At 31.0% G+C, this 21988-nt stretch carries 19 protein-coding genes and 5 tRNA genes; 21 read left to right on the top strand and 3 right to left on the bottom strand.

The annotated features are described in order from the left end of the window. Nucleotides 1-58: 58 nt before the first annotated feature. From BX611_RS00500 to uvrA, 3 genes are read right to left on the bottom strand one after another with little or no spacing between them, the layout of a single operon-like run. Nucleotides 59-2875, bottom strand: coding sequence for a M1 family metallopeptidase (locus BX611_RS00500; RefSeq protein ID WP_147296385.1), 2817 nt, complete (start codon nucleotides 2873-2875; stop codon nucleotides 59-61). 12 nt (nucleotides 2876-2887) lie between these two features. Beyond that, the gene (locus BX611_RS00495) at nucleotides 2888-3598 is read right to left on the bottom strand and encodes an LOG family protein (protein ID WP_115877536.1); all 711 of its coding nucleotides are present in this window, start codon (nucleotides 3596-3598) and stop codon (nucleotides 2888-2890) included. Between the two features lie 57 nt (nucleotides 3599-3655). Continuing rightward, nucleotides 3656-6481: an excinuclease ABC subunit UvrA gene (gene uvrA / locus BX611_RS00490; RefSeq protein WP_115877535.1), complete on the bottom strand. Its 2826-nt coding sequence runs from the start codon at nucleotides 6479-6481 to the stop codon at nucleotides 3656-3658. Between the two features lie 105 nt (nucleotides 6482-6586). Between uvrA and BX611_RS00485 the strand changes: the two genes are divergently transcribed. The 21 genes from BX611_RS00485 to rpoB all read left to right on the top strand — a co-directional run bounded on the left by BX611_RS00485 (nucleotide 6587) and on the right by rpoB (nucleotide 21931). Next, nucleotides 6587-6814 carry a PspC domain-containing protein gene (locus BX611_RS00485; RefSeq protein WP_115877534.1) on the top strand — a complete coding sequence of 76 codons (228 nt, stop codon included), beginning with the start codon at nucleotides 6587-6589 and terminating at the stop codon, nucleotides 6812-6814. Nucleotides 6815-6817: 3 nt separating this feature from the next. Further along, the gene (locus BX611_RS00480; RefSeq protein ID WP_115877533.1) at nucleotides 6818-7813 is read left to right on the top strand and encodes a potassium channel family protein; all 996 of its coding nucleotides are present in this window, start codon (nucleotides 6818-6820) and stop codon (nucleotides 7811-7813) included. Between the two features lie 127 nt (nucleotides 7814-7940). Further along, complete coding sequence (locus tag BX611_RS00475) at nucleotides 7941-9554, top strand: alanine/glycine:cation symporter family protein (RefSeq protein ID WP_115877532.1); 1614 nt, start codon at nucleotides 7941-7943, stop codon at nucleotides 9552-9554. A gap of 8 nt (nucleotides 9555-9562) precedes the next feature. Continuing rightward, entirely contained in the window at nucleotides 9563-10435 is an 873-nt protein-coding gene (locus tag BX611_RS00470) for a ComEA family DNA-binding protein (protein ID WP_115877531.1), read from the top strand. A gap of 31 nt (nucleotides 10436-10466) precedes the next feature. Further along, nucleotides 10467-11633 (top strand): acyl-CoA dehydrogenase family protein, encoded by a 1167-nt coding sequence (locus BX611_RS00465; protein ID WP_115877530.1) that lies wholly within the window; start codon nucleotides 10467-10469, stop codon nucleotides 11631-11633. Between the two features lie 95 nt (nucleotides 11634-11728). Next, on the top strand, nucleotides 11729-11926 hold the full coding sequence (rpsU, locus tag BX611_RS00460; protein ID WP_115877529.1) for a 30S ribosomal protein S21: 198 nt from the start codon (nucleotides 11729-11731) through the stop codon (nucleotides 11924-11926). A gap of 74 nt (nucleotides 11927-12000) precedes the next feature. After that, on the top strand, nucleotides 12001-12888 hold the full coding sequence (locus BX611_RS00455; RefSeq protein WP_115877528.1) for a tyrosine-type recombinase/integrase: 888 nt from the start codon (nucleotides 12001-12003) through the stop codon (nucleotides 12886-12888). Nucleotides 12889-12892: 4 nt separating this feature from the next. Then, the gene (gene hpf / locus BX611_RS00450; RefSeq protein WP_115877527.1) at nucleotides 12893-13192 is read left to right on the top strand and encodes a ribosome hibernation-promoting factor, HPF/YfiA family; all 300 of its coding nucleotides are present in this window, start codon (nucleotides 12893-12895) and stop codon (nucleotides 13190-13192) included. 97 nt (nucleotides 13193-13289) lie between these two features. Continuing rightward, nucleotides 13290-13363 (top strand) — tRNA-Thr (locus BX611_RS00445). 26 nt (nucleotides 13364-13389) lie between these two features. Next, nucleotides 13390-13470, top strand: a tRNA-Tyr gene (locus tag BX611_RS00440). Between the two features lie 52 nt (nucleotides 13471-13522). Beyond that, nucleotides 13523-13595, top strand: a tRNA-Gly gene (locus tag BX611_RS00435). Nucleotides 13596-13606: 11 nt separating this feature from the next. Next, nucleotides 13607-13678: transfer RNA gene (locus BX611_RS00430), tRNA-Thr, on the top strand. 56 nt (nucleotides 13679-13734) lie between these two features. Then, on the top strand, nucleotides 13735-14922 hold the full coding sequence (tuf, locus tag BX611_RS00425) for an elongation factor Tu (protein WP_115877526.1): 1188 nt from the start codon (nucleotides 13735-13737) through the stop codon (nucleotides 14920-14922). A gap of 58 nt (nucleotides 14923-14980) precedes the next feature. Beyond that, nucleotides 14981-15053, top strand: a tRNA-Trp gene (locus tag BX611_RS00420). A 14-nt stretch (nucleotides 15054-15067) separates the two neighbouring features. Beyond that, on the top strand, nucleotides 15068-15256 hold the full coding sequence (gene secE, locus BX611_RS00415; protein WP_115877525.1) for a preprotein translocase subunit SecE: 189 nt from the start codon (nucleotides 15068-15070) through the stop codon (nucleotides 15254-15256). A gap of 15 nt (nucleotides 15257-15271) precedes the next feature. Continuing rightward, nucleotides 15272-15823 carry a transcription termination/antitermination protein NusG gene (nusG, locus tag BX611_RS00410; RefSeq protein ID WP_115877524.1) on the top strand — a complete coding sequence of 184 codons (552 nt, stop codon included), beginning with the start codon at nucleotides 15272-15274 and terminating at the stop codon, nucleotides 15821-15823. A gap of 73 nt (nucleotides 15824-15896) precedes the next feature. After that, complete coding sequence (gene rplK, locus BX611_RS00405; protein ID WP_115877523.1) at nucleotides 15897-16340, top strand: 50S ribosomal protein L11; 444 nt, start codon at nucleotides 15897-15899, stop codon at nucleotides 16338-16340. 12 nt (nucleotides 16341-16352) lie between these two features. Next, the gene (rplA, locus tag BX611_RS00400) at nucleotides 16353-17048 is read left to right on the top strand and encodes a 50S ribosomal protein L1 (RefSeq protein ID WP_115877522.1); all 696 of its coding nucleotides are present in this window, start codon (nucleotides 16353-16355) and stop codon (nucleotides 17046-17048) included. A 12-nt stretch (nucleotides 17049-17060) separates the two neighbouring features. Further along, nucleotides 17061-17579, top strand: coding sequence for a 50S ribosomal protein L10 (gene rplJ / locus BX611_RS00395; RefSeq protein ID WP_115877521.1), 519 nt, complete (start codon nucleotides 17061-17063; stop codon nucleotides 17577-17579). 41 nt (nucleotides 17580-17620) lie between these two features. Beyond that, a complete protein-coding gene (gene rplL / locus BX611_RS00390; RefSeq protein ID WP_115877520.1) occupies nucleotides 17621-17995 on the top strand; it encodes a 50S ribosomal protein L7/L12 in 375 nt (124 codons plus the stop codon). A 120-nt stretch (nucleotides 17996-18115) separates the two neighbouring features. Next, nucleotides 18116-21931, top strand: a complete 3816-nt coding sequence (gene rpoB / locus BX611_RS00385; RefSeq protein WP_115877519.1) for a DNA-directed RNA polymerase subunit beta — start codon at nucleotides 18116-18118, stop codon at nucleotides 21929-21931. Nucleotides 21932-21988 lie beyond the last annotated feature (57 nt).

Genomic DNA, 21988 nt, shown 5'->3' with positions numbered 1-21988 from the left:
TTAAAAAATAGTAAGGAGTTGTTGAATATAATTTAATTAAAGTAAAAATATATTTATTTTAATAAAAACCTCTTTTTACAAAGTTGTAAATACGTTTAGGCTTTATAACCAATACAAACCGTATTTTTGAACTGTATTGAGGTGCAGTAACTTCCCAACCTAAATTTGAATAAAAAGGAAAATAAACTTCTAAAATATCTTGAATAAAGTTAAGTCTTATACCGTTTTCATAAGCAAAATAAACACTTTGATTTTTGTTTTTCACAAATCCAACATCATTATAAACTTCAAACCACCTCCAAATTCCAACGCTAGCATTAAATGTAGATAACCATTGGTTTGCATACGAAACAGGTAATTTGGATTTAAACCCACCTTCATTTATAATAATTTGTTGGCTGAAAATACCTGAGGTTTCAGAGCGTCCAAAATAGTCATATTGAAATAAGTAATCTGTTGGTCTGTCCAAAGCAAAACTAAAGTAGTCTGTTTCGGTGTTATTGTTTAAAAATGCACCAGCAAAAAACCTAAAATCAAACTGTCGGTTTGCATCAGTTAATTTTCTGTATTGAGCTGTAAATGAGAGTTTACTAAATTTATTTGAAACTTGCAGTGCTGTTGATAATCTTACGTCATCTAAAATAGCTGGTTTAGAATATCCATAAGCCAAATTAAAAACATTGTATTTATTAGTTTCAACATGTTGGGTTTGGGTTGGAGACTTTTCTCTGTCAACTAATGTGAAAGAAGTAAATAGTGCTTTACTACTAACATCTCTTAAACTTTTTCTATTAAATTGTAGTAATGCAAATGGGTTAATGGCGGTATAAGATAAGCCTGGGGCATAATGATAATTACTGCCAGAAATCCCAACTGCAAACCTGTTTATTTTTTTGTTTTCTGGAAGGTATTCGTATTGAAATGAAGCTGAACCAGATAGGGTATTACTTTTTGTACTATATGAAGGGGTTATTTTATAGTTAATATTTTTAGATAATAACGTTTTATTAGAGAATGCCATTCCTAAAACCAATCCATCATAATAGTTAAATCGGTAAACTGGTGTGTAAAATAGTTGGTTGTAATAGGTGTCTTCAATATCTTTAAAAAATTTTAATTGAAGTGGTCTGTTAAAAATTTTGTTATCAAGATCTTTCCAATTATTTCTTAAGTTATACTCAGGCAATTGCGACTCATAATTTAATGAAAGTTTATCGAATCCACTTTGAGGAATTGTAATTGTTGTTATAGAATCTATTCCTGTAAGCCATTTTTTAAACTTTATTTCTTTGTCTTTTATGCCATATAGTTGAATTGGAGCTGTAAAATTTCTTTTGTTTTCAATACTAATTTGTACCGAATCACTTTTTTTGATAATATTCTTAATTGTATAATCAATTTTTTTATTTGTGGTTAAATAATCCTTTTCAAACCAAGATAAATCTTTTTTAGTTTCTGATTTTAATAAATCTAAAAATTGATCACTTTTTACTTTTTTCCCAGAGTTTGCATAGGAAAATTTAAAAATATTTGAAGGTATTGAACAATCATCTAAATAATTTTCCAAATATTTTAATCCTAATCCTGCTTTATAATTATTAGCAATTTTTCTATTAAAATTAGATAATGAATCCGCCTGAGTTGTTAAAGCCTGATCAAGATTTTTTCTTGCAGCAAATTGATATACAAAATGGTACTTATCATTAAAATTTAATTTTGAAATGCTAAAATTTCTAATTCCCCAAAGTTTAGAAATATTTCCAATAGCTTTAACTTCAGGATAATATTTTTCTACATATTTAAGCATTAAATAGGTATGTAGCCCATTTGCTAACCAATAATCTTCTCTTTTGTTGAAAAGAAAAATTTCATCAATATATTTTTTTGAAAGTACTTTAAAAAGTTTTATATCCCATTCAAAAGCATTGTTATATGCCGCTAAAAATGATGGTAATTGATTAAAACCGTATACAGGATTTTTATCATACTCAATTTGATTTAATAGAATTTTATCATGTGGATATTTACCTAAAAATTTTTGTATAAAATAAAATTCACGCCTTAAAATGCTTGATTTTATATCATTATCCAAATTATCTGAAATAATATTTGTACTTATAATTTTGTCATCAAATGTATATTCAGTAAAGTCGTTTAATTTTGTAATGTTTAATTCAACATCAAATCTTTTTTTGCCTGTTAAACCGTAACTTTTAATGGAATCTTTTACAAAAGAGAAAGCAGTTAAATTGGTATTCAAATTATAGTCCTTAGGTACTTTGAAGCTTATAGTGTAATCTGTATAATCAATATATAGGTCGTCTAAATCTAAGTTGTTATAAAGTTTCCATTCTGTATCAAAAATGGCAGGTGTTAAATACCAATATCGTAAATTATAAATTTCATTATTTTCTCCATAACTGGTAAATTTGTCTTTTGGAATTTTAACCAAATATGTTGCAGAGATTTTTACAGAATCTTTTGGTTTTAAGGGTTGATTTAAATTAACTTTTAAAAAATCTGGATTTTCTTCGGTAATTTCAAAATTTGCGGTATCAAAATCAACAGAAATTCCATTTATTTTGGTGTGACCTCTTTGTTTTTCACTTGCAAAATGGAATGTTTTTGAGTAATTTTCAATAAAACGATTTGCTAATGGAGTTTGTTTATCCTTATATGCATTTGGCCAATTGTGAAAATAAACTTCATTTAAAATACTGTCCGATTTATTATAAAAATAAATTTCCTGTTGAATTTTAATTTCATTTGTTTCTGTATTTAAAGCAGCATAAATTTTTATGTTATTTGTTTGAGCAAAAATTTGGTTAAAACAAACACACAAAAGTAAAATAAGAAAAAATGAATACTTTTTCAAGGGTAATTTAATTTAGAAATTAGGGCTTAAGCTGTATTTTTTGTAGAAGGTATCAATTACTTCTAATACTTCGTCTTCTGTATCTACTAGTGATATTAAGTCTAAATCTTTTGGGCTAATATTACCTTCTTCTAATAAAGTATTCTTTATCCAGTCAAATAAACCAGACCAAAATTTTGTACCCACTAAAATAATTGGGAATTTCCCTATTTTTTTAGTTTGAATTAGAGTAATTGCTTCAAACAATTCATCCATTGTTCCAAACCCACCAGGCATTACAACAAATCCTTGTGAATATTTTACAAACATTACTTTACGTACAAAAAAGTAATCGAAATCAAGGCTTTTATCAGAATCAATATATGGATTGTCATGTTGTTCAAAAGGCAACTCTATATTTAATCCTACAGAAGTTCCTTTGCCACGATTAGCACCTCTGTTACCAGCTTCCATAATTCCAGGTCCACCACCAGTTACAACACCGTAGCCGCTTTTAGTTAATTCATATGCTATGTTTTCGGCTAATTTATAATAGGCTTGGTCTTCTTTAGTTCTTGCTGAACCAAAAATACTTACACAAGGTCCAATTTTACTTAAACGCTCAAATCCTTCAACAAACTCAGCCATAATTTTAAAAATAGCCCAGGAGTCGTTAGTTTTAATTTCGTTCCAAGTTTTTTGTTGAAATTTTTCCCTTATTTTTCTGTCTTCGTTAGGAGTCATATTTCTAAATATCTTTTTTAAATAATTAAATTTTACGTTTTTAAAAAAGTTTGGCGACTAATGTAATTCTTTTTTTAAGAATTTGGCCGTATAACTTTTTTTATCAGATGAAATTTCTTCTGGGGTGCCAAAACAAATTAATTCACCTCCATTTTTTCCACCTTCCATACCTATATCAATAACGTGATCTGCTAATTTTATTACATCCATATTATGCTCAATAACAAGTATAGTATTTCCTTTATTTGTTAATTTATTTAGCACTTCCATAAGTACACGAATATCTTCAAAATGAAGCCCTGTAGTAGGTTCATCTAAAATGTAAAAAGTGTTTCCGGTATCTCTTTTAGATAATTCTGCAGCTAATTTTATACGTTGTGCTTCACCACCAGAAAGGGTTGTGGATTGTTGACCTAATGTTATGTAGCCTAAACCAACATTGTTTATTGTTTTAAGTTTTCGATAAATTTTTGGAATGTTTTCAAAAAATACAACAGCTTCTTCAATGGTCATGTTTAACACATCTGAAATAGATTTTCCTTTATATCTAATTTCTAGTGTTTCTCTGTTAAAGCGTTTTCCTTGGCAAGTTTCACATTCAACATTTACATCTGGTAAAAAGTTCATTTCAATTACTCTAACACCACCACCTTGACAAGTTTCACACCTTCCACCTTTTACATTAAATGAAAACCTTCCGGGTTTATAGCCTCTAATGGATGCTTCACTAGTTTTTGCATATAAATTTCTTATTTCACTAAAAACACCCGTATATGTTGCTGGGTTCGAGCGAGGAGTTCTACCAATTGGTGATTGATCGATATCAATAACTTTATCAATATTTTCTAATCCTTTTATTGTTTTATAAGGCATCGGTTTTTTAACGCCTCTATAAATATGCTGATTTAAAATTGGGTACAATGTTTCATTTATTAAAGTAGATTTTCCACTTCCAGATACACCGGTAACACAAATTAATTTACCTAAAGGAAAATCTACGGTAATGTTTTTTAGATTATTTCCAGTGGCACCTGTTAAGGTAATTTTTTTACCATTCCCTTTTCTTCTTTTTTTAGGAATTAAAATTTCTTTTTTGCCATTTAAATAATCTGCTGTTAAGGTATTGTGTTGTTTCAGTTCCTTAAAAGATCCCTCACTTACAATTTCTCCACCATGTACACCAGCACCCGGACCAATATCTAGTACAAAATCGGCATGTTCAATCATATCTTTATCATGTTCAACTACAATTACCGAATTACCAACATCTCTTAAATTTATAAGTGATTTTATAAGTTTTTCATTATCTCTTTGGTGTAATCCTATGCTTGGTTCATCTAAAATATATAATACACCTACTAATTGTGAGCCAATTTGGGTGGCCAATCTAATCCGTTGTGCTTCACCACCTGAAAGCGATTTGGAACTTCGGTCGAGGGTTAAATAATCTAATCCAACATCTAGTAAAAATTGAATGCGGGTTCTTATTTCCTTTAATATTTCTGAAGCAATTTTTAGTTGTTTTTTAGTTAGTTTTTCTTCAATTTTTGAAAACCAATTTGCAAGTTCTGAAATATCGAGTTGTGCTAATTCTGAAATATTTTTTTTATTTATTTTGAAATAGAGTGCTTCTTTTTTTAGACGATTTGCGTTACAAGTTTCGCAATCCATTTCATCCATAAATTCTTTAGCCCAACGTTTTATTGAAGTTGAATCACTAGCTTTGTATTGGTTTTCAATAAAGTTAATAATTCCCTCAAAATCAATTTCATAATTTCTGGTAATTCCCATTGTTTTAGAAGCAATTTCAAACTTTTCTTTTCCACCGTTTAAAATAATTTCTAAAGCTTCTTTTGGAATTTTAGAAATAGGATCCGTTAACTGAAAATTGTATCGTTCAGCAATTAATTGCAATTGTTTAAAGATCCAACTGCTTTTTTGTTCTCCAATTGGAGCAATTCCGCCTTTTTTTATAGATATTGAATTATTAGGAATTATTTTTTGAATATTTACTTTTTGAATTCTCCCAAGACCATTACAAGTTGAACAAGCTCCTTTAGGAGAATTAAATGAAAATGTATTTGGTTCAGGATTTGGATATGAAATTCCAGTTTCTGGGCACATTAATTCACGACTAAAATAGCGTGGAATATTTGTGTTGTGTTCTAAAACCATTAGCACATTTTCACCTGAGTATAATGCAGTTGTAATGGTTTCTTCTAACCTTTTTTCAGAAGATTTGTTTATCAATAAACGGTCAATAACAATTTCAATATCATGCATTTTGTACCGGTCAAGGCGCATTCCCTTTTCAATATCTTTAATTTCGCCGTCCACACGTACTTTTACAAAACCTTGTTTGGCAATTTGTTCAAAAAGTTCTCTATAATGTCCTTTTCTAGATTTTATTACAGGAGCTAATATTGCTATTTTTTTTTCATCGAATTCCTTTAAAATCAATTCTTTTATTTGATCATCGCTATAGCTTACCATTTTTTTGTTGGTATTGTATGAATAAGCATCAGCAGCTCTGGCAAATAGTAATCGTAAAAAATCGTAAATTTCAGTAATAGTTCCAACCGTAGAGCGCGGACTTTTATTTGTGGTTTTTTGCTCTATTGAAATTACAGGAGACAGTCCATCAATTTTATCAACATCAGGTCTTTCCAATCCACCTAAAAACTGCCTGGCATATGCCGAAAAAGTCTCAATATAGCGTCTTTGTCCTTCAGCATAAATTGTATCAAAAGCTAAAGAAGATTTACCACTACCGCTTAAACCAGTAATTACAACTAGTTTTTCTCTTGGAATACGTACGTCAATATTTTTTAAATTATGAACACGTGCACCTAATACTTCAATATATTCTTCGTCTTTAGCCATTGTATTTTTTGGAAAGTTGCAAAGTTAAAAAAATGAAACTATAAATTAGATAATCGGTTATATCTTATTTTGAAAATTAGTATATTGCGTTAAAATATTTAGCTTTTGAAGTGGATTGATAACATAAGACATTTTTTTGAAAAACACGGTTTTGCAGTTTCATCTAGATTTGCTGATCGATTAGGAATGAACGTATCAAATGTGCGTTTATTTTTTATTTATATTTCGTTTGTAACTTTAGGATTTTCATTTGGAATATACTTAACGTTGGCTTTTTTATTACGTTTAAAAGATTTAATATATACAAAAAGAAGTTCAGTTTTTGATTTATAATTTATGGTAATAAAGTCTAAATTATATTTTGCCTTTTTATTACTTACATTAGTAATGGTTATAGGAGTTGGTGGATTTATGTATGTGTCGGAAGAAACATTTATTGACGCATTGTATATGACTGTAATTACAATGTCAACAGTTGGTTTTGGCACGCTTCATAAGTTAAATCAAAACGAAAAGTTATTTACAATTTTTTTAATATTTTTAAGTATAACAACATACGCTTATTCTGTAAAAGCTTTAACAGAATATTTTGCAAACGGAAGTTTTTTCAAAATTTTAAAAAGAAAAAAAGTGCAACAAAAAATCGATAAATTAAGAAACCATACCGTAGTTTGTGGCTATGGTAGAAATGGGAAACAAGCTGTTGCTAAATTAATTCAATTTAATCAGCCTTGTGTAGTAATTGAAAAAAGAATGGATGAAATTGCTGAATTGGAAAAAGACAATATTTTGTTTATTGATGGAGATGCAACTAATGATGAAGATTTAGCAAAATTAGGGCTTGATAAAGCTAAAAGTTTAATTACAGCTTTACCTTCGGATGCCGATAATTTATTTGTGGTTTTATCTGCACGTCAATTTAATAAAGATTTTACCATAATAAGTAGGGCTTCAAATGAATCCTCTTACGGAAAGTTAAAATTTGCTGGAGCTACAAATGTGATAATGCCCGATAAATTAGGAGGAGCCCATATGGCTTCTTTGGTTGTTACGCCAGATTTAGTGGAATTTGTTGATAGACTGACTATTGCAGGGGATGTTGAAGCTAATTTAGAAGAAATTTCAGTAGATGAACTGCCTTCTGAATACATGTTAAAAACGATATTAGATTTGGATTTACGTAAAAAAACAGGCTGTAATGTAATTGGGTTTAAAACAAAAGATAATGAGTATATTATTAATCCAGACTCTGAAACTAAACTCGAAAAAAACACTCATTTAATTGTATTAGGAAACAAAGAACAGATTTTAAAACTCAGAGAAATCTTTTAAAATTGTTTGACTAATTCTTACATTATTATTTAGATTAATAATAGATTTTCTTTTTAACTGTTAAAAACTTGTAGTAACATCATTTTTTTGCCATATTGCAACCACTTTTAAAATTAACCAACAAATTATGAAGAATAAACTTCTTTTATTATTAGTATTAATTGTTCCAATTATAACATTTGGACAAGAATCAGCAAAAAAAGGATTAGATGAAAGAATTAATGATTGGTTTGAACCAATTACAGCTAAATGGGAGGGAATTGTTTTTTGGATTGTTCCGGGTACAGGAGTTCCTTTAGTAGTTTTTTTATTAGTTATAGGTGCTATATTTTTTACAATTTATTTCCGCTTAATTAACCTGAGAAGGTTTGGACTGGCAATAAATGTTGTACGTGGTAAATATGACGAAGTTGAAGGTCATGGAGTAGAAAAAGCAGAATTAAACATTGTAGATGGGGATTTAGTTGATACAATTAGAGATGAAAGTAAAGAAGGTGAAGTTAGTCATTTTCAAGCTTTGGCTACCGCGGTTTCTGGTACAGTAGGTTTAGGGAATATTGCTGGTGTTGCTTTAGCAATTTCAATTGGCGGTCCTGGAGCCACATTTTGGATGATTGTTGCTGGTTTATTAAGTATGTCTACAAAGTTTGTAGAATGTACATTAGGTGTAAAATATAGAGATGTTGGTGAAGATGGAACCGTTTATGGCGGACCAATGTATTACCTTTCAAAAGGTATGGCTGAAAGAGGATTTAAAAAATTCGGTAAAGTTTTAGCTGTTCTTTTTGCAATTTTATGTGTCGGCGCCTCATTTGGTGGAGGAAACGCTGTACAATCTAATCAAGCGGCTGAGCAATTGGCAGTAATGATGGGAATGCAAGGAGGTTATACAGGAACTTTAATTGGTGTTGGAATAGCAATAATTGTAGGTTTTGTAATTATTGGAGGGATTAAAAGGATTGCTTCAGTAACAGAAAAAATTGTGCCATTTATGGCTGTAATTTATATAATTGCCTGCCTAATAGTTATGGTTGCTCACTGGAGTTATATTGATGATGCTATTGCCCTAATTATTAGAGAAGCTTTTAGTCCAAGTGCTGGGTTAGGAGGTTTCTTTGGAGTATTAATAACAGGTTTTAGACGTGCCGTCTTTTCTAATGAAGCAGGAGCAGGTTCTGCAGCAATTGCACACTCGGCTGTAAAAACCAGATACCCTGCTTCTGAAGGTATTGTTTCTTTATTAGAACCATTTATTGATACAGTAGTAATTTGTACAATGACAGCCTTAGTTATTATTTTTTACAATAGTGACGGCTTATTTGTTTATGGTGGTGATGGATCAGGAAGTGTAATAATTGATGGTGTTGCAGTTGGAGGTGTTAATTTAACCTCTATGGCTTTTGAAGCTGTAATTCCTTGGTTTCCTTATGTATTAACATTGGCAGTTGTGTTATTTGCAATTTCAACAATGATTTCTTGGTCTTATTATGGATTACAGTCTTGGAAATTTTTATTTGGAAGAAGTAAACTTGCAGACATTACTTATAAATTATTATTTATTGCTTTCATTGTGATAGGTGCAGCGGCATCTATGAAAGCTGTGTTTGATTTTTCAGATGCGATGATTTTGGCATTGGTATTTCCAAATATGATTGGATTGTTATTTTTATTCCCAATTGTTAGAAAAGAGTTGGTTAAATATTTAAAAGCACTTCAAATAAAGTTAACATTTATTAAATAAAAATATTAATGAACATATTTAAATCCCATTTCAGTTACAATAAACGGCAACGAAATGGGATTTTCTTTTTGCTTTTAATTATTGTTTTACTACAAATTGTTTTCTTTTTTGTTGATTTTTCATCAAAAGATATAAATACAATATATCAAAATGAAATAGCCCTTTTTCAAAAAGAGATGGATTCTTTAAAAATGGTTGAATTAGAAAATAGTAAGCCAAAAAAGTTTCCATTCAATCCAAATTATATTACAGATTTTAAAGGGTATCAACTTGGAATGTCAGTTGATGAAATTGATAGGTTGTTGAAATTTAGAGCAAAAGGTAATTTTGTAAATTCAAAAGAAGAATTTCAAAATATTACAAAAGTAAACGATAGTTTATTGGATTTAATTAGTCCAAATTTCAAATTTCCAGATTGGGTTACTTCAAAAAATAGGAAGCCTAAAAATATTTCTAAAAACCAAAAGAAACACCCTGTTGAAATAAAAGATCTAAATTTTATTAAAGCAAATGATTTAATCTTTATAAAAGGAGTAGGTGAAAAAACAGCAAAAAGAATTCTTAATTATAGAGATAAACTACAAGGTTTTTCAGCTGATTCACAACTTTATGAAGTTTATTATTTAGATAAGGAAATTGCTGATGAAATTTTAAAACATTTCAAAGTTATTAAAGTACCTACAATTAAGAAAATAAATATAAATGAGGCAACTTTTAAAGAGGTGCTGTCAATAGTTTATTTAGATTATGAACTTACCAAGAAAATATTTAATTATAGAGATGAAGTAGCTGAAATTCAATCTATAGAAGAATTGAAAAAAATAGATGGTTTTCCAATAGAAAAATTCGAGAGAATAACCTTATATTTGGTGGCTGAATAAATTTTCAATAAACAATAACAGTTAGCCTGGAATGAATAGTATGTATTTTACTGAAGAGCACAAGGCATTTCGACAAAGTTTTCGAGATTTTTTACAAAAAGAAGTAGTTCCATTTATAGATAAATGGGAAAAAGATGGTTTCGTAGATAAAAATATATTTAAGAAATTTGGTGAAATGGGATATTTTGGATTGAATTATCCAGAAGAATTTGGAGGGCTAAATTTAGATCTTTTTTACACTGTCATTTTTTTAGAAGAAATGCAAAAAGTTAATTCTGGAGGATTTGCAGCTGCAATGTGGGCGCATACCTATTTAGCAATGACACATCTGGAAAAAGAAGGAAGTAAAGCCATTAAAGAAAAATACTTAGTACCAAGTATAAATGGTGAAAAAGTAGGCTGTTTGTGTATATCTGAACCATTTGGAGGATCTGACGTTGCAGGAATGAGAACTATTGCTACAAAAAAAGGTGATACTTATGTGTTGAATGGTTCAAAAACATTTATTACAAATGGAGTTTATTCCGATTATTTAGTGGTTGCAGCTAAAACAGCACCCGAATTAGGAAATAAAGGAATGAGTATTTTTGTAGTTGATCGTGAAACTCCCGGAATATCTGCAACTAACTTAGAAAAATTAGGATGGAAGGCTTCAGATACAGCTGAAATTGCTTTTGATAATGTTATAATTCCCGCTGGAAATTTAATGGGAGATGAAGGTAAAGGGTTTCCGTATATTATGCAGCATTTTGCATTAGAGCGAGTTATAATGGGGGTAAATGCTCATGCTAGGGCGGAATTTGCTTTAGAATATGCCCTTCAATATATGTCTGAAAGAAAAGCTTTTGGAAAAACTATTAATAAATTTCAGGCCTTGCGTCATAAAGTAGCAGATATGGCAAGTGAAATTGAAATGTGTAAAGAATTTAATTATTCAATTATTAATAGGTTAGATAAAGGGCAATATGTGGTAAAAGAAGCTAGCATGTCTAAATTAATGTCTACTAAAATTGCAGATGAAGTCATTTATGAATGTTTGCAACTTTTAGGAGGTTATGGTTATATGGAAGATTATCCAATGGCAAGGTTGTTTAGAGATAGCCGATTAGGTCCAATTGGTGGAGGGACTTCTGAAATTTTAAGGGAGATTATTTCTAAAATTGTGATTGACAAAAAAGAATATAAACCATTAACTTAAATAAATTATATAATTTATATTGTCTGTATTTAAAATGTTTGTATCTTTGCAATCCAAAATTTAAAAGAGAACGACTTGAAAGGAGGTGCTAAAATATGTTAATCATACCAGTTAAAGACGGAGAAAATATCGATAGAGCGTTAAAACGTTATAAAAGAAAATTTGATCGTACAAAAACAATGAAAAATTTACGTAATCGTAAGCAATTCAATAAACCATCGGTTGTTAAACGTGCGCAAAACATAAAAGCTCAATATGTTCAAAGATTAAGAACTACAGAAGAGCAAGGTTAATTTTTAACCAAAAAATAAAAACCGTTAGTAAAAACAATTTACAATTTGTATGTTTGTTTTCTAACGGTTTTTTTATGCCTGTAAATTCCTTTTTAAGTTATCTTTTAATTGAAAAAAAATATTCAAAGCATACCATTATAGCTTATAAAAAAGATTTGACTGATTTTAAATCTTTTTGTTTATCAGAATATGAAAGTGAGGATTTAATACAAATTAATTATTCTCAAATTAGAAGTTGGATTGTTGAGCTGGTTAATTTGAAAGTATCCAACAGAACAATAAACAGAAAAATATCCTCCTTAAAATCATTTTATAAGTTTCTTCAAAAAACAAAACAAATAGAAGTAAGTCCGTTAGTAAAGCATCAAGTTTTAAAAGTTTCAAAAAAAGTACAAGTCCCTTTTTCGGAAAAGGAAATAAAAGATGTTCTTAGTTTGAAAGATGAGGTGGCTGATTTTGAAGCAGTTCGTAATAAATTAATTGTGGAATTATTTTATTCTACTGGAATCCGAAGAAGCGAGTTAATTCAAATTAAAATTGAAAATATTGATTTTAATAATGAAACTGTTAAAGTTTTAGGAAAGAGAAATAAAGAGCGCTATATTCCGTTAATAAAAACAGTGCAAAACTCATTGAAAAATTATCTTAAGTTTAGAGAAGAAATTCAAACTAAAGAAACTAATTTGTTTCTTACAAAAAAAGGTAAAAAAATCTATGATACACTTGTGTATCGAGTAATAAATAATTATTTTAGTAGTGTGTCATCGAAAGTTAAAAAGAGTCCACATGTAATTAGGCATTCTTTTGCTACACATTTACTTAATGAGGGTGCTGATTTAAACTCAGTTAAAGAATTGCTTGGGCATTCTAGTTTAGCGTCAACACAAGTTTATACCCATAGTAGTTTGGGTAAATTAAAAGAAGTGTATAATCAAGCTCACCCAAGGAGCCAAAAAAAATAATTTTATGAAAGTATACGTACAATCTGTTAATTTTAATGCGGACAAAGGTCTTATTGAATTTATTGAAAAAAAAGTAAATGGTTTAGAAAAATATTATGATAAAATAGTTGATTCTGAAGTGTTTTTAAAAGTACAGCAAACAAGAGAAAAAGAAAATAAGACAGTTGATATAAAATTAAACATTCCCGGGAGTGATTTTGTGGTAAAAAAGCAATGCAAAACTTTTGAGGAAGGTGCTATGTTAGCAGTAGATTCTTTAAAAAGAAAGCTTACGCAAAAAAAAGAAAAAGTTAGAGCTAAATAATTTATTAAAAATAGTTTAAAAAAGTTTTGTTTAAAATTAAAACTTTAATACATTTGCAGTCCGTTAGAAATAACGGGCTTCTTTTATGGAGTAAAATGCCGATGTAGCTCAGCTGGCTAGAGCAGCTGATTTGTAATCAGCAGGTCGTGGGTTCGAGTCCCTCCATCGGCTCAGGTCTTTGAAAAAATAATAATAACGGTGAGATACTCAAGTGGCCAACGAGGGCAGACTGTAAATCTGCTGCGCAAGCTTCGGAGGTTCGAATCCTCCTCTCACCACAAAAAATTGGAATTAATAATAATACCCAATGATGATTTGGAAAAAATTATTGCGAGAGTAGCTCAGTTGGTAGAGCTTCAGCCTTCCAAGCTGACTGTCGCCGGTTCGAGCCCGGTCTCTCGCTCTATTTTTTTGGCCGGTGTAGCTCAGGGGTAGAGCGTTTCCTTGGTAAGGAAGAGGTCACGGGTTCAATTCCCGTCATTGGCTCAATAAATGAATTGAATTTAACACTATATATAACTAAGATTTAAAAATTAATAATTATGGCTAAAGAAACTTTCGATCGTTCAAAACCGCATTTAAACATTGGTACTATTGGACACGTTGATCACGGTAAAACAACCTTAACAGCTGCTATTACTGTTGTATTAGCAGAGAAAGGACTTTCTGAAATTAAAGACTTTGATCAGATTGATAACGCTCCTGAGGAGAAAGAGAGAGGTATTACAATTAATACTGCTCACGTAGAGTATCAAACTGCTAATCGTCACTACGCTCACGTTGACTGTCCAGGTCACGCGGATTACGTAAAAAACATGGTAACTGGTGCTGCTCAAATGGATGGTGCAATCATAGTTGTTGCTGCAACAGATGGACCAATGCCTCAAACTAGAGAGCATATCTTATTAGGTCGTCAGGTAGGTATTCCTAGATTAGTTGTATTCATGAATAAAGTGGATATGGTTGATGATGAAGAACTATTAGAATTAGTAGAGATGGAAATTAGAGATTTATTATCATTCTACGAATATGATGGTGATAACACTCCTGTTATTCAAGGTTCTGCATTAGGAGGATTGAACAAAGATCCAAAATGGATGGAGAAAATTATGGAATTAATGGATGCTGTTGATACTTGGATTGAGTTACCTAAGCGTGATGTTGATAAAGATTTCTTAATGCCAATTGAAGATGTATTCTCAATTACAGGTCGTGGAACTGTTGCAACAGGTCGTATTGAAACTGGTGTAGCTAATACAGGTGATGCTGTTGATATTATTGGTATGGGTGCTGAAAAATTAACTTCTACTATTACTGGAGTTGAAATGTTCCGTAAGATATTAGATAGAGGTGAAGCTGGAGATAACGTAGGTATTTTATTAAGAGGTATTGCAAAAGAAGATATTAAAAGAGGTATGGTAATCTGTAAACCAGGTTCAGTAACTCCACACGCTAAATTTAAAGCTGAGGTATATATCCTTAAAAAAGAAGAAGGTGGTCGTCACACACCATTCCATAATAACTACCGTCCACAGTTCTATGTAAGAACAACAGATGTTACAGGTACTATTAATTTACCTGATGGAGTTGAAATGGTTATGCCAGGTGATAACTTAACAATTAATGTTGAATTACATCAAGCTATTGCGTTAAACGTTGGTTTACGTTTTGCAATTCGTGAAGGTGGTAGAACAGTAGGTGCAGGTCAGGTAACAGAAATGTTAGACTAGTAAATACACCAAAATATATAAATAAAGGTGCTTCTAATTAGAGGAGCACCTTATATTTACGGGTGTAGCTCAGTTGGTAGAGCACTGGTCTCCAAAACCAGGTGTCGGGAGTTCGAGCCTCTCCACCCGTGCAAAATTTAAAGAAATGAATTTAGTTAAATATATAAAAGACTCATTTGAAGAGTTACGTAATAAAGTTTCATGGATTTCTTGGGTTGAAGCTCAAAAATCAACAGTAGTTGTTGCGATATTTACAGTTTTATTTGCATTGGCAGTATTTCTTGTAGATAAATTCTTCCAAACTGGTTTAACTGAGTATTTTAAATTATTTTAATTAGTAAAAGTTAGTATGGCTGATTCTGTAAAAAAATGGTATGTAGTTAGAGCTATAGGTGGGCAAGAAAATAAAGTGAAAACTTATATTGAAAATGAAATTGCTCGTTTAGGGATGACTGATTATGTTGATAGAGTAATTGTACCTACAGAAAAAGTAATTCAAGTACGTAATGGAAAAAAAATACATAAAGAACGTGTTTATTTTCCGGGTTATGTTATGATTGAGGCTAACTTAAGTGGTGAGCTTCCACACATAATTAAATCAATTACTGGAGTTATTGGATTTTTAGGTGAAGTTAAAGGAGGAGATCCTGTACCAATGAGAAAATCTGAAATTAACCGAATGCTTGGTAAGGTTGATGAATTATCTGTTCAAAACGATAATTTTACAATACCTTATGTAATTGGTGAAACAGTAAAAGTTATTGATGGTCCATTTAATGGTTTTGATGGTACTATTGAAAAAATAAATGAAGAAAAACGTAAGCTTGAGGTTATGGTGAAAATTTTCGGTAGAAAAACACCGTTAGAATTAAGTTATATGCAGGTTGAAAAAATTTCATAACTGTTACGTTAAAATAATATGATGTTACATATTGCTTCCAAAAATTATGTAAAATCTAATTTAAGATTAAAAAATGGCAAAAGAAGTTAGTAAAGTAGTAAAATTACAAGTTCGTGGAGGTGCGGCAAATCCGTCACCACCAGTTGGACCTGCTTTGGGTGCTGCCGGGGTTAATATTATGGAGTTCTGTAAGCAGTTTAATGCTAGAACTCAAGATAAGCAAGGAAAAGTTTTACCTGTTGCAATTACTGTATACAAAGATAAATCTTTTGATTTTGTTGTAAAAACTCCACCAGCAGCTATTCAAATACTTGAAGCAGCTAAAGTGAAAAAAGGTTCTTCAGAACCTAATCGTAGTAAAGTAGCTACAGTAACTTGGGATCAATTAAGAACTATTGCTGAAGATAAAATGGTAGATTTAAACGCATTTACAGTTGAATCAGCAATGTTAATGATGGCAGGTACTGCGCGTTCGATGGGAATTAGAGTAAAGGGAGAAGCTCCTGTAAAACAATAAAACAGTTAAAAAATGGCAAAATTAGCTAAAAAGCAAAAAGAAGCTCAAGCTAAGATTGATAATACTCAATCTTATTCATTGAAAGATGCTTCTGCCTTAGTAAAGGAAATTACTAATGTGAATTTTGATGCATCTATTGACTTAGCTGTTAGATTAGGAGTAGATCCTCGTAAAGCTAATCAAATGGTTAGAGGGGTAGTTACATTACCACATGGAACTGGAAAAGATGTTAAAGTTTTAGCATTGGTTACTCCAGATAAAGAAGCAGACGCTAAAGAAGCAGGTGCTGATTATGTTGGTTTAGATGAATACCTTCAAAAAATTAAAGATGGTTGGACTGATGTAGATGTAATTATTACTATGCCTAGCGTTATGGGTAAATTAGGTCCATTAGGTCGTATATTAGGACCTAGAGGTTTAATGCCAAACCCAAAAACAGGTACAGTAACTATGGATGTTGCAAAAGCTGTAACAGAGGTTAAAGCTGGTAAAATTGACTTTAAAGTTGATAAAACAGGTATTGTACATGCAGCTATTGGTAAGGCTTCATTTACAGCCGATAAAATTGCTGAAAATGCAGGAGAATTAATTCAAACTTTAATTAAATTAAAGCCTACAGCAGCAAAAGGTACATATGTTAAAAGTATTTACTTATCAAGTACAATGAGTCCAAGTGTTAGTATTGATACTAAATCAGTTAATAGTTAAAACTTAGAAATTATGACGAGAGAAGAAAAATCACAAGTAATAGAGGCTTTAACAACTAAGTTAACTGAAAGTAACATAATCTATTTAGCAGATATTTCAGGTTTAAACGCCTTGGATACATCTAACTTACGTAGAGCATGTTTTAAAGCAAATATTAAACTTGCAGTTGTTAAAAATACATTGCTTTCAAAAGCAATGGCTAAATCTGATAAAGATTTTGGAGATTTACCAGAATCATTGAAAGGAAATACTTCTTTAATGATTTCAGAAACAGGTAATGCTCCAGCAAAATTAATTAAAGAATTTCGTAAAAAATCTAAGAAGCCTGTTTTAAAAGGAGCTTATATTGAAGAAGCTATTTATGTTGGTGATGATCAACTTGATGCTTTAGTAAATATTAAATCTAAAGAAGAGCTTATTGGAGATATTATTACTTTATTACAATCACCAGCTAAAAATGTTATTTCAGCATTACAATCTGGAGGTAATAAATTATCAGGAATTCTTACAACATTATCAGAAAAAGAATAAGCGCACTAATAAACTAAATAATAAAAATTAAACAAAGAGAAATGGCAGATTTGAAAGATTTCGCAGAACAACTTGTTAACTTAACAGTGAAAGAAGTAAATGAGTTAGCTAATATTTTAAAAGATGAATACGGTATTGAGCCAGCTGCAGCAGCAGTTGCAGTTGCAGGTCCAGCAGCAGGTGGAGAAGCAGCAGAAGAAGCTCAAACTGAGTTTGACGTAATTTTAAAAGCAGCAGGAGGTTCTAAATTAGCAGTTGTAAAATTGGTTAAAGAATTAACTGGTTTAGGATTAAAAGAAGCTAAAGGTGTAGTTGATAGCGCACCAGCACCTGTAAAAGAAGGTGTTTCTAAAGACGAAGCTGAAGCATTAAAAGCTTCATTAGAAGAGGCTGGAGCAGAGGTTGAGCTTAAATAAGCATTCAACAGCTAAAACAATTTAAGGTTTAGGTCTGGGGTTACCCTAAGACCTAAACCATTTTGCGTATATATTCGTTCTTATATTTTTAATAGTTTTTTAACTTAAAGTTTTTGTCCATTGGCATCAAAAAATTTCACCGAAAGAATAAACTTTGCATCAGCTAAATTGGTAACTGAATATCCAGATTTTTTAGATATTCAGGTTAAATCGTTTCAAGATTTTTTCCAATTAAAAACTAAAGCTGACGAACGAAGTACCGAAGGGTTGTACAAAACCTTCCTTGATAACTTCCCAATTACAGATACTCGTAACCAATTTGTGTTAGAGTTTATAGACTACTTTGTAGACCCTCCAAGATATTCAATTCAAGAATGTATTGAAAGAGGTTTAACATATTGTGTGCCATTAAAAGCACGTTTAAAACTGTACTGTACAGATCCTGAACACGAAGATTTCGAAACTATTGTACAAGATGTTTATCTTGGTACAATTCCATATATGACTAATAGTGGTACTTTCGTTATTAATGGAGCAGAAAGAGTTGTAGTTTCACAATTACACCGTTCTCCAGGAGTATTCTTTGGACAGTCATTCCACGCAAACGGAACAAAATTATATTCAGCAAGAGTAATTCCTTTTAAAGGTTCTTGGATAGAGTTTGCAACAGATATCAATCAAGTAATGTATGCTTATATTGATAGAAAGAAAAAATTACCTGTAACAACATTGTTTAGAGCAATTGGTTACGAAAGAGATAAAGACATTCTTGAAATTTTTGACCTTGCAGAAGAAGTAAAAGTTTCTAAAAGTGGACTTAAAAAAGTATTAGGTAGAAAATTAGCTGCACGTGTATTAAAAACTTGGTTTGAGGACTTTGTTGATGAAGATACTGGTGAAGTTGTTTCTATTGAAAGAAATGAAATTGTGTTGGATAGAGATACAATTTTAGAAAAAGAACAAATTGAAGAAATAGTTGAATCAGGAACTAAAACCATTTTACTTCATAAAGAAGATAATGAAATGGCCGATTATGCTATTATTCACAATACATTGCAAAAAGATCCAACAAACTCTGAAAAAGAAGCTGTTGAACATATTTATAGACAATTACGTAATGCTGAACCGCCAGATTTTGAAACTGCGAAAGGTATTATTGATAAATTATTCTTCTCAGAACAACGTTATAACTTAGGTGAAGTAGGACGTTATAGAATGAATAAAAAACTTGGATTAAATGAAGACATTAATCAAAAAGTTTTAACTAAAGTAGATATTATTACTATTATCAAAAACTTGATAAAATTAGTAAATTCTAAAGCTGAAGTTGATGATATTGACCACTTATCTAACCGTCGTGTGCGTACAGTTGGTGAGCAATTAGCAAGTCAATTTGGTGTTGGTTTATCTAGGATGGCTCGTACTATTCGTGAGCGTATGAATGTTCGTGATAATGAAGTATTTACACCAATTGATTTAATTAATGCAAAAACTTTATCATCTGTAATTAATTCATTTTTTGGAACAAATCAGTTATCTCAATTTATGGATCAAACAAATCCTTTAGCTGAGATTACTCACAAACGTAGATTATCAGCATTAGGACCTGGAGGTTTATCAAGAGAAAGAGCTGGATTTGAGGTGCGTGATGTTCATTATACACATTATGGACGTTTATGTCCTATTGAAACTCCTGAGGGACCAAACATTGGTTTAATTTCATCTTTAGCAGTTTTTGCAAAAGTGAATAACTTAGGGTTTATAGAAACACCATATCGAGAAGTAATAGATGGTAATGTTAATATTACTGAAGAACCTAGATATTTAAGTGCAGAAGAAGAAGAAGGAATGAAGTTTGCACAGTCTAACCTTCCTTTAGATGATGCTGGTAGATTTATTGCAGATAAAGTAATTGTTCGTGAGGAAGCTGATTATCCTGTTGTTGAGCCAACAAATGTTAACTATATGGATGTTGCTCCAAACCAAATTGCATCAATTTCTGCATCGTTAATACCGTTCTTAGAACATGATGATGCGAACCGTGCATTGATGGGATCAAACATGATGCGTCAGGCAGTTCCATTATTAAAACCAGAATCACCTATAGTTGGTACTGGATTAGAGCGAAGAGTTGCAAAAGATTCACGTATTTTAATGAATGCTGAAGGAGCAGGAGTTGTTGAATATGTAGATGCTAATACCATTGAAATTAAATACGATAAGACTGATGAAGATCGTATGGTAAGTTTTGATGGAGATAGTAAATCTTACAATTTAATTAAATTTAGAAAAACAAACCAAGGAACTTCTATAAACTTAAAACCAATTGTTCAAAAGGGAGATAGAGTTGAAGAGGGACAGGTACTTTGCGAAGGATATGCAACACAAAAAGGAGAATTAGCTCTTGGTAGAAATATGAAGGTTGCCTTTATGCCTTGGAAAGGGTATAACTTTGAGGATGCAATTGTAATTTCTGAAAAAGTTGTAAAAGAAGATATTTTTACTTCCATCCATATTGATGAATATTCAATGGATGTTAGAGATACTAAACTTGGTGCTGAAGAGTTGACTAATGATATTCCAAATGTTTCGGAAGAAGCTACTAAAGATTTAGATGAAAATGGAATGATTCGTATTGGTGCTGAAGTGAAACCTGGAGATATTTTAATTGGTAAAATTACACCTAAAGGAGAATCTGACCCAACACCTGAAGAAAAATTATTAAGAGCAATTTTTGGTGATAAAGCTGGAGATGTTAAAGATGCATCATTAAAAGCTTCACCTTCATTAAGAGGAGTTGTAATTGATAAAAAATTATTTGAACGTGCAGTTAAAGATAAATCTAAGCGAGCACAAGATAAAATAAGTATTGCTAACTTAGAGAGTAAATATACAGCAAAACTTGAAGATTTAAGATCTGTACTTATTGAAAAATTATTTACTTTAATTAGTGGTAAAACATCTCAAGGTGTTTTAAACGATTTAGGTGAAGAAATACTTCAAAAGGGTAAAAAGTTTACATTAAAAATGTTAAATGCAGTTCCGGATTTTGTTTATTTAACAAAAGGAGTTTGGACTACAGATAGTCATATAAATATGCTTGTAAATGAGTTAATTCATAATTACAAGATTAAAGTAAATGATTTACAAGGTTCTTTAAGACGTGAGAAATTTACGGTTTCGGTTGGAGATGAATTGCCAGCAGGAATTTTAAAACTTGCAAAAATTTACATTGCTAAAAAGCGTAAGTTAAAAGTAGGGGATAAAATGGCAGGGCGTCACGGTAACAAAGGTATTGTTGCTCGTATTGTTCGTCAAGAAGATATGCCTTTCTTGGAAGATGGAACACCAGTTGATATTGTATTAAACCCATTAGGTGTGCCTTCACGTATGAATATTGGACAAATTTATGAAACAGTTCTTGGATGGGCTGGTCAAAAATTAGATACTAAATATGCTACACCAATTTTTGATGGTGCAACTATCGATCAAATAAATCAGATTACTTCTGATGCAGGTGTACCTCAATATGGACATACTTATTTATATGATGGAGGTACAGGACAACGCTTTGATCAACCAGCAACAGTTGGAGTTATTTATATGATTAAGTTAGGTCATATGATTGATGATAAAATGCATGCACGTTCAATTGGACCATACTCTTTAATTACGCAACAACCATTAGGAGGTAAAGCACAATTTGGAGGTCAACGTTTTGGTGAAATGGAGGTTTGGGCACTTGAAGCTTATGGAGCATCAAGTACGCTACGCGAAATCTTAACAGTAAAATCTGATGATGTTTTAGGTAGAGCTAAGACATATGAGGCTATTGTTAAAGGTGATGCTATGCCAGAGCCAGGATTACCAGAATCATTTAATGTATTAATGCACGAGCTTAGAGGCCTTGGATTAGACGTTAGATTAGAGGAATAATAACAAAAAATAGTTAGAAGGTTTTGCCTTCTAACTATTCATATTTTTACATTTTTA

The organism is Lutibacter oceani (genome assembly GCF_003384935.1).
GTDB lineage: Bacteria > Bacteroidota > Bacteroidia > Flavobacteriales > Flavobacteriaceae > Lutibacter > Lutibacter oceani.
The sequence above is the reverse complement of the archived record's forward strand: the minus strand, read 5'-3'. Positions and strand labels throughout refer to the sequence as shown.

What these genes read in the sequence shown, in the direction of transcription:
- uvrA (WP_115877535.1), bottom strand. Translation starts at nt 6,481, where the DNA reads ATGGCTAAAGACGAAGAATATATTGAAGTATTAGGTGCACGTGTTCAT.
- BX611_RS00480 (WP_115877533.1), top strand. Translation starts at nt 6,818, where the DNA reads ATGGTAATAAAGTCTAAATTATATTTTGCCTTTTTATTACTTACATTA.
- BX611_RS00495 (WP_115877536.1), bottom strand. Translation starts at nt 3,598, where the DNA reads ATGACTCCTAACGAAGACAGAAAAATAAGGGAAAAATTTCAACAAAAA.
- rplJ (WP_115877521.1), top strand. Translation starts at nt 17,061, where the DNA reads ATGACGAGAGAAGAAAAATCACAAGTAATAGAGGCTTTAACAACTAAG.
- tuf (WP_115877526.1), top strand. Translation starts at nt 13,735, where the DNA reads ATGGCTAAAGAAACTTTCGATCGTTCAAAACCGCATTTAAACATTGGT.
- BX611_RS00470 (WP_115877531.1), top strand. Translation starts at nt 9,563, where the DNA reads ATGAACATATTTAAATCCCATTTCAGTTACAATAAACGGCAACGAAAT.
- BX611_RS00475 (WP_115877532.1), top strand. Translation starts at nt 7,941, where the DNA reads ATGAAGAATAAACTTCTTTTATTATTAGTATTAATTGTTCCAATTATA.
- rplK (WP_115877523.1), top strand. Translation starts at nt 15,897, where the DNA reads ATGGCAAAAGAAGTTAGTAAAGTAGTAAAATTACAAGTTCGTGGAGGT.
- BX611_RS00465 (WP_115877530.1), top strand. Translation starts at nt 10,467, where the DNA reads ATGAATAGTATGTATTTTACTGAAGAGCACAAGGCATTTCGACAAAGT.
- rplA (WP_115877522.1), top strand. Translation starts at nt 16,353, where the DNA reads ATGGCAAAATTAGCTAAAAAGCAAAAAGAAGCTCAAGCTAAGATTGAT.
- secE (WP_115877525.1), top strand. Translation starts at nt 15,068, where the DNA reads ATGAATTTAGTTAAATATATAAAAGACTCATTTGAAGAGTTACGTAAT.
- rpsU (WP_115877529.1), top strand. Translation starts at nt 11,729, where the DNA reads ATGTTAATCATACCAGTTAAAGACGGAGAAAATATCGATAGAGCGTTA.
- BX611_RS00455 (WP_115877528.1), top strand. Translation starts at nt 12,001, where the DNA reads ATGCCTGTAAATTCCTTTTTAAGTTATCTTTTAATTGAAAAAAAATAT.
- nusG (WP_115877524.1), top strand. Translation starts at nt 15,272, where the DNA reads ATGGCTGATTCTGTAAAAAAATGGTATGTAGTTAGAGCTATAGGTGGG.
- hpf (WP_115877527.1), top strand. Translation starts at nt 12,893, where the DNA reads ATGAAAGTATACGTACAATCTGTTAATTTTAATGCGGACAAAGGTCTT.
- rplL (WP_115877520.1), top strand. Translation starts at nt 17,621, where the DNA reads ATGGCAGATTTGAAAGATTTCGCAGAACAACTTGTTAACTTAACAGTG.